Consider the following 12,120-nt stretch of genomic DNA (forward strand, 5'->3'; position numbering starts at 1 on the left):
GTCATGACCAACGGCACCGGGCTGGACGAGGACGGCTGCTTCGTACGGGAAGGGTCCCTGGACCGGGTGTCCGCGCGGTTCGTGCCCGTCGTGGCGGAGCTCGGTGCCCGGCTCGGCGCGCACTTCGGCCCGGAGCGCCTGCACAGCAGCTATCTCTTCGGCAGCATCCCGCGCGGCACCGCGGTCCCCGGAGTCTCCGACCTCGATGCGCTGCTCGCCCTGCGGGAGGAGCCCACCGATGCCGACCAGGCCGCCGCCCGCGCCGTCGAGGACCGGCTCGACACCGCCTTTCCGCAGCTCAACGGTGCGGGGATCCTGCTGTTCAGCACGGCCCGCCTGCTGAGCGAGCGGGAACGTCACGACCTGGGATGGTTCGTGGCCTGCCTGTGCACCCCGCTCAGCGGCCCGGATCTCGCCGCCCGGCTGCCCCGCTACCGCCCCACCTCGCTCCTCGCCCGGGAGACCAACGGCGATCTCTTCCGCAGCCTGCCCGGTCTGCGCGAGCGGGTCGCGGCGGCCACCACGGAAGCCGAGCGCACCCGGCTGACCCGGGGCGTGACGCGCCGGCTCGTACGGACCGGGTTCACTCTGGTCATGCCGCGCTGGGGCGGCTGGACCAGTGACCTCGCCGAGTCCGCGGAGGTGTTCGCCCGCTACTACCCAGCGCACGCCGGGCAGATGCGCGCCGCCGCCCGCGCCGCCCGGGCGCCCGCTGCCCACCCGGAGCTGCTGGACGAGCTGCTCTTTGGCCTCGCCCCCTGGCTGGCCGACGAATATCTGGCCGTCCACGGGGCGAAGGCGCCCCGCCCGGAGGACCGCTGACGGAGCCTCTCGCCGTCGGGGAGGCACACCCGCGGCGTCAGCAGTCGATCAGTCCGTGTTCGCCCAGGTAGTCCAGCTGCGCCCGGACCGACAGCTCGGCGGCCGGCCACAGGGAGCGGTCGACGTCGGCGTACACGCTCGCGACGACCTCCTCGGGCGTACGGTGGCCGGCCTCGACGGCGGTCTCCACCTGGGCGAGCCGGTGTGCGCGGTGCGCCAGATAGAACTCCACGGCCCCCTGGGCATCGTTCAGCACCGGCCCGTGGCCCGGCAGGACCGTCGCCACCCCGTCGTCGACGGTGAGCGAGCGCAGCCGGCGCAGCGAGTCCAGATAGTCGCCCAGCCGACCGTCGGGGTGTGCGACCACCGTGGTGCCACGCCCCAGGATCGTGTCGCCGGTGAGGACCGCACGATCGGCCGGGAGGTGGAAGGAGAGCGAGTCCGCGGTGTGGCCCGGTGTGGGCACCACGCGCAGCTCCAGGCCTCCGGTGGTGATGACATCGCCCGCGTCGAGCCCCTCCTCACCCAGGCGCAGCGCCGGGTCGAGCGCCCGTACGGCCGAACGGGTCAGCTCGGCGAAGCGGGCGGCGCCGTCGGCGTGGTCCGGGTGACCGTGGGTCAGCAGGGTCAGCGCGATGCGCTTGCCGGCCTGCTCAGCGAGGTCGATGACGGCCTGGAGGTGGCCCTCGTCGAGCGGCCCGGGGTCGATGACGATGGCGAGGTCGGAGTCCGGTTCGGCGACGATCCAGGTGTTGGTGCCGTCCAGCGTCATCGGCGACGGGTTCGGGGCCAGCACGCAGTGGGCGCGCGCGGTGGCCGGCCCGGAGAGCACCCCGCCGCGCGGCCGGCCGGGAAGAGCGGTCGGATCGGTCATGCGGGGGTCCCTCCCGAGGGGCCGGGGCGGTCCGAGGGGCCGTCGGCCTCCCTCGGAGCACCGGTTCCGGTGCCCGTCTGCGCGATGCGCTTGGTGAATTCGTCGTGTCCCGGCCAGCTCAGCTCGATCTCGCCGCCCACGAGGCGGGCCCGGGCCAGCACCGGCGTCAGGTCCTGGGCCTCCGCGGCGGCCAGCGCGTCCGCGACGGAGGCGTACGGCTGGAGCCCGCGCAGCGTCGCGATGGTCGGCGGCATCATCAGCAGCTCGCCGCGGTCGTATCCGTCGGCTGCCTCCGTGGGCCGGATCCACACCGTGCGGTCGGCCTCCGTGGAGGCGTTGCGCGTCCGCTGGCCCTCGGGGAGCGCAGCGACGAAGAACCAGGTGTCGTAGCGCCGCGGTTCGAACTCCGGGGTGATCCAGCGGGCCCAGGCGCCCAGCAGGTCGGAGCGCAGGACCAGGCCGCGGCGGCCCAGGAAGTCGGCGAAGGACAACTCGTGGGCGACCAGGGCGGCGCGGTCCGCCTCCCAGTCCTCGCCCGTGGTGTCGGCGACGACCGTGTCGGCCGAGGCACCGGCGAGCAGCACGCCCGCCTCCTCGAACGTCTCACGGACCGCCGCGCAGACGATGGTCTGTGCGGTGGCCGGATCGACGCCCATGCGGACCGCCCACTGGGCGCGCGAGGGGCCGGCCCAGGTCACCGGGCGTTCGTCGCGCGGATCGACCGACCCTCCCGGATAGGCGTACGCACCCCCGGCGAAGGCCATGGAGGTGCGTCTGCGCAGCATGTGGACGGCGGGGCCGCCGGCGGCGGAGTCCCGCAACAGCAGGACGGTCGCGGCCCTCCGGGGCGCGGCAGGGGTCAGCTCGCCGTTCGCGAGGGCCCGGATGCGGTCCGGCCACTCCGGCGGGTACCACTGGCCATTGGTCGTGGACGCCATGGCCGGATGCTATGCGTTCGCGCGCGGATGTTCGAGGGCCACTTTCGCGCCGGAGGGCCCCTGCTGACGCGGGGCCCTCCGGGGCACGGCACACGGGGCGGACGTCACCGCCTCCACGACGGGTCTATTCGGCGATCTCCACCTGGATCTCGACCTCGACCGGCGAGTCGAGCGGCAGCACCGCCACGCCGACCGCGGACCGGGCGTGCACGCCCTTGTCGCCGAGGATCTCGCCCAGCAGCTCGCTGGCGCCGTTGAGCACGCCCGGCTGACCGGTGAAGTCCGGCGCGGAGGCCACGAAGCCGACGACCTTCACCACCCGCTGGATCTTGTCGAGGTCGCCGATGACGGACTTCACGGCGGCCAGCGCGTTGAGCGCACAGGTCGCGGCGAGCTCCTTGGCCTGCTCCGCGCTGATCTCGGCACCGACCTTGCCGGTGGCCGGCAGCGCGCCGTCCACCATCGGCAGCTGGCCGGAGGTGTGCACATAGGCGCCGGAGCGCACCGCGGGCTGGTACGCGGCCAGCGGCGGCACGACCTGCGGCAGCGCGAGACCGAGCGCCGCGATCTTGTCTTCTACCGCACTCACGCCTGCTTCTCCCGCTTCAGGTAGGCCACCAGCTGTTCGGGGTTGTTCGGGCCCGGCACGACCTGGACCAGCTCCCAGCCGTCCTCGCCCCAGGTGTCCAGAATCTGCTTCGTCGCGTGCACCAGCAGCGGCACGGTCGCGTATTCCCACTTGGTCATGGGGCGAGCGTAATGCCTGTCCACGGCGGCGGTGGACGCCGTCCGCCGCAGGCCGCCACCACCCGTCCCACGCGGCGTCGACGTGCCCGGTCATCCGGCCCCTACGGCACATCCCTGACCCGTCCCTGACGCACCGCGGGCAGATCTCCGGGGTGTCCCAGGCGCCATCCCTGGCGTAGCCGGGACGCGGACTGGTTAGGCTCCTTGGCGTGAGCAGGCTCCATGTCGTCAGCGGCAAGGGCGGCACCGGAAAGACCACGGTCGCCGCCGCCCTCGCCCTCGCCCTGGCCACCGAGGGACGGCGTACCCTCCTGGTCGAGGTCGAGGGCCGGCAGGGCATTGCCCAGCTGTTCGAAACCGAAGCGCTTCCCTACGAGGAACGCAAGATCGCGGTGGCTCCGGCGTCGGACAGCGGGAGACGCGCGGGCGGCGAGGTCCACGCCCTCGCCATCGACGCCGAACGCGCCCTCCTGGACTACCTCCAGATGTTCTACAAACTCGGCAGCGCGGGCCGGGCGCTGAAGAAGCTCGGCGCGATCGACTTCGCCACGACCATCGCGCCGGGCCTGCGGGACGTCCTGTTGACCGGCAAGGCGTGCGAAGCCGTCCGCCGCAAGGACAAGAACGGCAGGTTCGTCTACGACGCCGTGGTGATGGACGCCCCGCCGACCGGCCGCATCACCCGCTTCCTGAACGTCAACGACGAGGTGGCCGGCCTGGCGAAGATCGGCCCGATCCACAATCAGGCGCAGGCCGTGATGCGCGTCCTGAAGTCACCGGAGACCGCGGTGCATCTGGTGACGCTCCTGGAGGAGATGCCGGTCCAGGAGACCGCGGACGGCGTCGAGGAACTGCGCGCCGCCGGCATCCCCGTGGGCGGCATCGTCATCAACATGACCCGCCCGGCGCTGCTGGACAACGGCGACCTCGACATCGCCGCCCGCGGGGCCCGTACGGGCGTCGCCAAGGCGCTGTCCCAGGCCGGTCTGGGCGGCGCCCGCCGCGGCGGCCTGGCGGACCGGCTGATCGACCCCCTGCTGGAGCAGGCGCGCGAACACGCCGAGCGGGTCGAGCTGGAGCGCGCCGAGCACGCCGAACTGACCGCAATCGGCCTGCCCACCTACGAGTTGGAGCTGCTCCCCGAGGGAGTGGACCTCGCCGGGCTCTACCACCTGGCGAGAGACCTGCGGAAACAGGGGCCCATATGACCGCGGACAACACGACGCTGGACGCCTCGGCCCCGCGGCTCGAGGTCGACACACTGCTCGACGACCCGCACACCCGCATCGTGGTGTGCTGCGGCTCGGGCGGAGTCGGCAAGACCACGACCGCCGCGGCCCTGGGCGTACGCGCCGCCGAACGCGGCCGCAGGGTCGTCGTGCTGACCATCGACCCGGCCCGGCGGCTGGCCCAGTCCATGGGCATCTCCGAGCTGGACAACGTCCCGCGCCAGGTCAAGGGCGTCGACGAGTCCGCGGGCGGCGAACTCCACGCGATGATGCTGGACATGAAGCGCACCTTCGACGAGATCGTCGAGGGCCATGCGGATGCCGACCGGGCCCGCGCGATCCTGGAGAACCCCTTCTACCAGTCCCTGTCGGCCGGTTTCGCGGGCACGCAGGAGTACATGGCCATGGAGAAGCTCGGCCAGCTCCGCGCGAACGACGAGTGGGACCTGATCATCGTCGACACCCCGCCGAGCCGCTCCGCGCTGGACTTCCTGGACGCGCCCAAGCGCCTCGGTTCCTTCCTGGACGGCAAGTTCATCCGGGTACTGATGGCGCCGGCGAAGGTCGGCGGCCGGGCCGGCATGAAGTTCCTCAACGTCGGCATGTCGATGATGACCGGCACCCTCAGCAAGCTCATGGGCGGCCAACTCCTGCGCGATGTGCAGACCTTCGTGGCCGCGATGGACACCATGTTCGGCGGCTTCCGCACCCGCGCGGACGCCACCTACCGGCTGCTGCAGGCGCCCGGCACGGCGTTCCTCGTGGTGGCCGCGCCGGAGCGGGACGCGCTGCGTGAGGCGGCGTACTTCGTCGAGCGGCTGGCCGCCGAGCAGATGCCGCTGGCCGGCCTGGTGCTGAACCGCGTGCACGGCAGCGGCGCGTCCCAACTCAGCGCCGAGCGCGCACTGGCCGCCGCGGAGGCCCTGACCGACCAGCGGGCGGAGGACACCCATGCGGATGCCGGCACGGACGCCGGGGACGACACCGACGCGCCGGCCGCCGCCCGCGCAGAAAATAATCTTGAAACCGGCGGCATTGTGGATCTCGACGGCGGGAAGGCTGGATCACGTACCGCCGGCGGCCCCTCCCCCGCCGCGGCGGAGCATGTGACACCCACCTCGGCCTCGGCAGCGCAACTGGCCGCCGGGCTGCTCCGACTGCATGCCGAACGCATGCAGGTCCTCGCGCGCGAACGGCGCACGCGGGACCGCTTCACCGCACTGCATCCCGAGGTACCGGTGGCGCAGGTCGCCGCACTGCCCGGCGATGTTCATGACCTCGCGGGACTGCGCGCCATCGGCGACCGCCTGGCGCTGAACCTCACGGAGACCGACGACACGGACACCGACGACTGAGCCGTAAGTACGCCGGCCCAGTCACCCAACAGCCCAGCCACCCACCCACCACACGGCGCCCCTCGCCTGCACATCCAAGGGGCGCACCAACCGCACGCCGGCCTCTCGACTCCCCCAACTCCAGGGAGCACCAAGGACACTGACCGGCACGCCGCGTAGGAACGACCGGACCGAGCCATCGGCCGAACGTTCTCGGCCATGTTCCCGGGCTCTCCCGGCCGGACCCGCGGCTACCCGACCGCGGCGAACTCGTCGAACATCTCGTCCTCACAGTCCACGGACAGGATGCCCGTGCTGCGCTCGTATTCCGTACGCGCTGTCTCCAGCAGCCTGCGCCATGACGTCACGGTCGGGCGGCGACGCAGCAGCGCCCTCCGCTCGCGTTCGGTCATCCCGCCCCACACGCCGAACTCCACCCGGTTGTCCAGGGCGTCGGCCAGGCACTCCGTGCGCACCGGGCATCCGGTGCACACCGCCTTGGCGCGGTTCTGCGCCGCCCCTTGAACGAACAGTTCATCCGGATCGGTAGTGCGGCAGGCTGCCTGTGCACTCCAGTCGGTTACCCAGCTCATGCTGGCGCCGTCCTCTCCCGAATCGAGGCTCCCCCACGGCGGCAAGCGGCATATTCACCGTTGCCAGTTGAGGACGTTACGGAAGGCAGACAGGGCGCAACACCCCCTTCGGGCCCAATCTTGAATGGCCCGAACGGACTATGCGTATGCGGCAGATCACCCAACGGAGTGACCGCAGGGCATACGGCATTTTGGGCACAAGGCGGGACACTTCACCGCCCTGGCACGGGATTTTTGTCGTCATACACGGACACGTGGGGGTGCGGTCCGCGAGGAGTGGGGGTTGACGAACTCACGCGTAACCGTTCAGCTGGGCAGCCGAGAACAGGCTAAACGAACAGGTGCACCCCTGTCCGGCGGATTGAGAACGTAGGGTGCCCTCATGCCTAAGAAGCGCGATGGCGGAGGTCTGTCCAAGACGCAGCAGGCCGCCAAGTTCCTCGGTGTCAGCGTCCTGGCCGGAGCGGTACTCGCCGGTCTCGCGCTCCCGGCAGCCGGGGCCCTCGGCCTCACCGCCAAGGGATCGGTCGAGGGTTTCGACAACATCCCGGCGAACCTCAAGACACCGCAGCTCAGCCAGCGGACCAGGATTCTGGACGCCAACGGCGGCGAAATCGCCAAGGTCTACTCGCGTGACCGCACGGTCGTCGGCCTCAAGGACATGTCGCCGTACATCCAGAAGGCGATCGTGGCGATCGAGGACGCGCGCTTCTACGAGCACGGTGCCGTCGACCTGAAGGGCATCCTGCGGGCGGTCAACAAGAATGCCCAGTCGGGCGGTGTCTCCCAGGGCGCCTCGACGCTGACCCAGCAGTATGTGAAGAACGTCTTCATCGAGGAGGCGGGCGACGACCCGGACAAGGTCGCGCAGGCCACCCAGCAGACCATCGGCCGCAAGATCAAAGAGCTCAAGTACGCGATCCAGGTCGAGAAGGAGCTCGGCAAGCAGAAGATCCTGCAGAACTACCTCAACATCACGTTCTTCGGGCAGCAGGCCTACGGCATCGAAGCGGCCGCCCAGCGCTACTTCAGCAAGCACGCCAAGGACCTGAATCTGGAGGAGTCGGCGCTGCTGGCCGGCCTCGTCCAGTCGCCCAGCCGCTACGACCCGGTCAACGACCCGCAGGAAGCCACCCGGCGGCGCAACACCGTCCTGCAGCGGATGGCCGACCTCAAGGACGTCACCCAGGCGCAGGCCGACGCGGCCGCCAAGAAGCCGATCAAGCTGGCGGTCAGCCGCCCCAAGAACGGCTGCATCACCGCCAGCGACGGCGCCGGCTTCTTCTGCGACTACATCCGCAAGGTCTTCCTCGGTGACCGGTCCTTCGGGAAGACCCGGAAGATCCGTGCGGAGCGCTGGAACGAGGGCGGCATGACCATCCGCACCACCCTCGATCCGCAGACCCAGAAGTCGATCCAGGCGTCGCTCGGCGATCACGTCTACGACGACGACCCGGTGGCCGGCGCCGCCACCATCGTCGAACCGGGCACCGGCAAGATCCTCGGCATGGGCCAGTCCCGCCCGTACGGCTTCGGCGAGAACCAGACCGTGATCAACCTCTCGGTCGATCACCGCATGGGCGGCGGCGCCGGCTACCAGCCCGGCTCGACCTTCAAACCGGTGATCGCGGCGGCCGCGCTGGAGCAGGGGACCAGCCCCGAGCAGGAGTACCCCTCGCCGTACCGGATGCCGTATCCGAGCCCGGTCCAGACCTGTGACGGCGAGTGGCAGGGCACCGACAGCACCCAGAACGAGAACAAGGAAGAGGTCGGCCCGTACGGCATGAAGGAGGCGACCGCGAAGTCGGTCAACACCTACTTCGTGCAGCTGATCAGCGATATGGGCATCTGCCCCGCGGTGAAGATGGCTCAGAAGATGGGCATCGAGCGGGCGGACGGAAAGCCGCTGCAGCAGGTGCCGTCGATGACGCTCGGCGTGCAGGAGATGTCGCCGCTGACCATGGCCGCCGGTTACGCCGCCTTCGCCAACGGCGGTGAGTACTGCTCCCCCGTCGCCATCGAGTCGATCACCGACGCGCGGGGCCGGGAGCTGAAGGTCCCGCAGACCAGCTGCCGCAGCGCGATGTCCAAGAAGACCGCGGACACGATCAACACCCTGCTCAAGGGCGTGGTCGAGGACGGCACCGGCAGGGAAGCCGGCCTCAGGGGACGGGACAGCGCCGGCAAGACCGGCACCAGCGACAGCCGCTACGCCGCCTGGTTCGTCGGCTACACCCCGAACGCGGCCGGTGCGGTCTGGGTCGGCGACCCGCAGCACAAGCGCAAGATGTACGACATCACCATCGGCGGCGTCCCCCACGACAAGGTCTACGGCGCCGACACCCCCGGCCCCATCTGGCGGGACGCGATGACCGGCGCCCTGGACGGCCGGCCCGCGCCCGGCTTGCCCACCGTCCCGATCGACGACCCCGCCAAGGACAAGAGCCCGGGCGACGACGGCGACAAGCAGCCCGGCAAGCACAAGCCCGGCCGCGGCCACGGCAAGAAGCCCGGCGGCGGCTGGAGCATTCCCGGCTTCCCGGACATTCTGGGCGGCGGTAACGGCGGCTGGTAGCCGGCCGGTTGACCCGTACGGCAACGACCGAGGGGCGCCTCCACCACGGAGGCGCCCCTCGGCTTTCCGGCGGAACCGCCGCGGCCGCTCAGCCGGCCAGCAGCTTCTTCACCACCGCGGCGACCCGGCCGCCCTCGGCACGGCCCGCCACCTGCGGGTTGACGATCTTCATGACGGCACCCATCGCCCGCGGGCCCTCGGCACCACCGGCCTTGGCCTCCGCCACGGCGGCCGCGACCAGCTGCTCCAGCTCGTCATCGGTCAGCTGCTTGGGCAGATAGTCCGCGAGCACCTCGCCCTCGGCGCGCTCCCGCTCGGCCTGCTCGGCCCGGCCGCCCTGGGAAAAGGCGTCCGCGGCCTCCCGGCGCTTCTTCGCCTCCCGCGCGATGATCTTCTCGACCTCGCCGTCGGACAGCTCGCGCGCCGCGGTGCCCGCGACCTCCTCCTTCTGGATCGCGGTCAGCGTGAGACGGAGGGTGGAGGAACGCAGCTCGTCGCGCGCCTTGATCGCAACGGTGAGGTCGTCCTGCAGCTTGGACTTGAGCGTGGTCATGCCGTCGAGTATGCCCCCACCCGCCGACAACCGCCGCGCCATTTCCTCCCGGGCAACCGCGTACCCCACCCGGCGGACCCCGCCCGCCCGTGCGCTGCACCCACCCCCGTGACTCTGCGACGATGGATGCATGCGCGCGCGATACGGAGTACCCCTGACCCTGACCGCAGTCGGCGCGGCCGGCCTGGCCTATGCCGCCGGCTTCGAAGTCCGCTCCTTCCGCCTCCGACGCGTCACCGTGCCCGTACTGCCCCGTGGCATGCGGCCGTTGCGCGTCCTGCAGGTCTCCGACATCCACATGGTCAGCGGACAGCGCAAGAAGCAGCGCTGGCTGCAGTCGCTCGCCGGGTTGCGCCCCGACTTCGTCATCAACACGGGCGACAACCTCTCCGACACGGAAGGCGTCCCCGAGACGCTGGACGCGCTGGGCCCGCTGATGGAGTTCCCCGGTGCCTACGTCTTCGGCTCCAACGACTACTACGGACCCAAGCTGCGCAACCCCGCCCGCTATCTGATCGAGCGGGCCCAGGGCCGGCACGGCCTCAACGGCAACGCGCCCGTGGTGGGCGCGGTCCACAACCCGTGGGAGGACCTGCGCGACGCGTTCGACGCGGCCGGCTGGGTCGGCCTGTCCAATTCCCGCGGCCGCCTCAAGCTGGAGGGCATCGAGATCGCCCTGACCGGCCTGGACGACCCGCACATCAAGCGTGACCGCTACGCCGAGGTGGCCGGCGGCCCGGAATCCGGCGCCGACCTCTCCCTGGCCGTCGTCCACGCCCCTTATCTGCGCTCCCTGGACGCCTTCACCGCGGACGGCTACCCCCTGATCCTTGCCGGCCATACCCACGGCGGCCAGCTCTGCATCCCCTTCTACGGCGCCCTCGTCACCAACTGCGACATCGACACCGACCGGGTGAAGGGCCTGTCCACCCACACCGCCGGCGACCACACCTCCTTCCTCCACGTCTCCGCCGGCTGCGGCACCAACCGCTACACCCCGGTCCGCTTCGCCTGCCCCCCGGAGGCGACCCTGCTGACGCTGACGGAGCGGGGCTGAGGGGCCGGGCTGACGGTCCGGCTCAAGGGGCCGGCCTGGGGATGTTCGGGGAACGACCCGGCGGGGGCGCGGGTGGCGGTCGTCAGGGGCCGAGGCCGAGGCGGCGCGGACACGGCCGAGGGGCTGACACGGTCGGGGGACTGAGGAAGGCGACGGGCTGACGCGGTCCGGGGCCGCGGCAGTCGAGGAGCTGAGGCGGTCCGGGGGCCGGGATCTATGGCCCTGCTCGATCTGCCGCCTCCTCGCCGAGGTGCCGGAACCGGCCACGCGCTCCCTGGGACCGGAGTTTTGCCGGATGGGGACTCCCCCGCTCATTGATCATCGCCGTACCGTGGAGGAATGTCCGACCCCACCCGGACCTCGCAGTCCACGCGCCACGCCACCGGCCCGGCCGGCGCCGCCGCCCGTACCCCGGCGGCAGCCGTCGCCCCCACGATCCGCCGCCCCCTGGCGGCCGCCTTCCGCGCCCTCATCGCGGCGGCCGCCCTGACCGGCCTGCTCCTCGCGGCCGGCGGGGCCGCCGCCCCGGCCGCTCTGCTGACCCGCTTCACCGTGCAGGCCAACCTCGTCGCCGCTCTGGTCTTCGCCTGCTCCGCCCACCGCGCCTGGACCGGCCGCCGCGCCCTGAGCCCGCGCCTCACCGGCGCGCTGCTCCCCTTCCTCTTCCTCCCCGCCCTCCTCCACTACGCCTTCCCCGCCGCCGACTCCACCGCCTTCGCCCTGCCGCACGTCACCGCCCCCACCGTCACCCAAGCCCTTTCCCACCAGCTCCTCTACGCCGTCACCCCCTTGGCCGCCCTCGCCGACTGGCTCCTGCTGACGGCCCCCCGCGGCTTCCGCCCGGCCTGCGCCTGGCAGTGGCCGGCCTACCCCCTGCTCTTCCTCGCCTTCACCTTCGCCTTCCCCGCGGCCGCCGGCGCCCCTTCCCCCGGCGCCGCCCCCGCGCTCACCATCGGCCTGGCCGGCTTCCTTCTGCCCTTGATCGTCATCGGGATCGACCAGGTCAGGCCCGCTCCCCGGCTCCGCAGGAACCGGATTTCACCTACGGGGATCGGTCCGCTAAAGTAGAGCTCGTTGCTTCGGGGTGTAGCGCAGCTTGGCAGCGCGCTTCGTTCGGGACGAAGAGGTCGTGGGTTCAAATCCCGCCACCCCGACTGAAGGAACACCAGGTCAGGGGCCTGATCCGCTCAGCGGGTCGGGCCCCTGACCCGTTCCCGGAGATCGTTTGGGAGAGAGCTGGGAGACGATCTTGGTCGGGGTCTCCCCGCATGCGATCGCCGGAAAGGTGTGGGGCGCATCTCATGCAGTGGCCCGCGTCCGCGCGTTCGCCGATCCGGCCGTCAACTCGCGCCCGGGGACTGCTCATGGACCCGACGAACCCGTTAGTGGACCCGACGA

General features: G+C 71.4%; 12 protein-coding genes and 1 tRNA gene. 7 read left to right on the forward strand and 6 right to left on the reverse strand.

The features are described from left to right. The first annotated feature begins 3 nt into the window (after positions 1-3). Positions 4-822 carry a nucleotidyltransferase family protein gene (locus EST54_RS15185; RefSeq protein ID WP_129248150.1) on the forward strand — a complete coding sequence of 273 codons (819 nt, stop codon included), beginning with the start codon at positions 4-6 and terminating at the stop codon, positions 820-822. A 37-nt stretch (positions 823-859) separates the two neighbouring features. Here EST54_RS15185 and EST54_RS15190 read toward each other — a convergent pair whose 3' ends face one another. The 4 genes from EST54_RS15190 to EST54_RS15205 all read right to left on the reverse strand — a co-directional run bounded on the left by EST54_RS15190 (position 860) and on the right by EST54_RS15205 (position 3,381). After that, positions 860-1,696, reverse strand: coding sequence for an MBL fold metallo-hydrolase (locus tag EST54_RS15190; RefSeq protein ID WP_129248151.1), 837 nt, complete (start codon positions 1,694-1,696; stop codon positions 860-862). Beyond that, positions 1,693-2,634 carry an NUDIX hydrolase gene (locus EST54_RS15195; protein ID WP_129248152.1) on the reverse strand — a complete coding sequence of 314 codons (942 nt, stop codon included), beginning with the start codon at positions 2,632-2,634 and terminating at the stop codon, positions 1,693-1,695. The genes EST54_RS15190 and EST54_RS15195 overlap by 4 nt, the downstream gene beginning before the upstream one ends. Positions 2,635-2,758: 124 nt before the next feature. Then, a complete protein-coding gene (locus EST54_RS15200; protein WP_129248153.1) occupies positions 2,759-3,223 on the reverse strand; it encodes a RidA family protein in 465 nt (154 codons plus the stop codon). Further along, a complete protein-coding gene (locus EST54_RS15205; protein WP_003975360.1) occupies positions 3,220-3,381 on the reverse strand; it encodes a DUF4177 domain-containing protein in 162 nt (53 codons plus the stop codon). The genes EST54_RS15200 and EST54_RS15205 overlap by 4 nt, the downstream gene beginning before the upstream one ends. 209 nt (positions 3,382-3,590) lie before the next feature. On the opposite strand from EST54_RS15205, the gene EST54_RS15210 reads away from it, so the two are divergent. Beyond that, the gene (locus tag EST54_RS15210; RefSeq protein ID WP_129248154.1) at positions 3,591-4,589 is read left to right on the forward strand and encodes an ArsA family ATPase; all 999 of its coding nucleotides are present in this window, start codon (positions 3,591-3,593) and stop codon (positions 4,587-4,589) included. Next, a complete protein-coding gene (locus EST54_RS15215; protein WP_129248155.1) occupies positions 4,586-5,965 on the forward strand; it encodes an ArsA family ATPase in 1,380 nt (459 codons plus the stop codon). The genes EST54_RS15210 and EST54_RS15215 overlap by 4 nt, the downstream gene beginning before the upstream one ends. Before the next feature lie 230 nt (positions 5,966-6,195). Here the strand turns inward: EST54_RS15215 and EST54_RS15220 are convergent, their stop codons facing one another. Continuing rightward, positions 6,196-6,537, reverse strand: a complete 342-nt coding sequence (locus EST54_RS15220) for a WhiB family transcriptional regulator (protein WP_006604173.1) — start codon at positions 6,535-6,537, stop codon at positions 6,196-6,198. 382 nt (positions 6,538-6,919) lie between these two features. On the opposite strand from EST54_RS15220, the gene EST54_RS15225 reads away from it, so the two are divergent. Further along, positions 6,920-9,112 (forward strand): transglycosylase domain-containing protein, encoded by a 2,193-nt coding sequence (locus tag EST54_RS15225; protein WP_129248156.1) that lies wholly within the window; start codon positions 6,920-6,922, stop codon positions 9,110-9,112. A gap of 88 nt (positions 9,113-9,200) precedes the next feature. On the opposite strand, the gene EST54_RS15230 is transcribed toward EST54_RS15225, so the two are convergent. Continuing rightward, positions 9,201-9,665: a GatB/YqeY domain-containing protein gene (locus EST54_RS15230; protein ID WP_006604175.1), complete on the reverse strand. Its 465-nt coding sequence runs from the start codon at positions 9,663-9,665 to the stop codon at positions 9,201-9,203. 130 nt (positions 9,666-9,795) lie between these two features. Between EST54_RS15230 and EST54_RS15235 the strand changes: the two genes are divergently transcribed. The 3 genes from EST54_RS15235 to EST54_RS15245 all read left to right on the forward strand — a co-directional run bounded on the left by EST54_RS15235 (position 9,796) and on the right by EST54_RS15245 (position 11,876). Further along, on the forward strand, positions 9,796-10,722 hold the full coding sequence (locus EST54_RS15235) for a metallophosphoesterase (RefSeq protein WP_129248157.1): 927 nt from the start codon (positions 9,796-9,798) through the stop codon (positions 10,720-10,722). Between the two features lie 339 nt (positions 10,723-11,061). Beyond that, positions 11,062-11,790, forward strand: a complete 729-nt coding sequence (locus tag EST54_RS15240; RefSeq protein WP_129248158.1) for an integral membrane regulator — start codon at positions 11,062-11,064, stop codon at positions 11,788-11,790. Positions 11,791-11,802: 12 nt separating this feature from the next. Next, positions 11,803-11,876 (forward strand) — tRNA-Pro (locus tag EST54_RS15245). Positions 11,877-12,120 lie beyond the last annotated feature (244 nt).

This window comes from Streptomyces sioyaensis (assembly GCF_004122735.1).
In the GTDB taxonomy this organism is placed as follows: Bacteria; Actinomycetota; Actinomycetes; order Streptomycetales; family Streptomycetaceae; genus Streptomyces; species Streptomyces sioyaensis.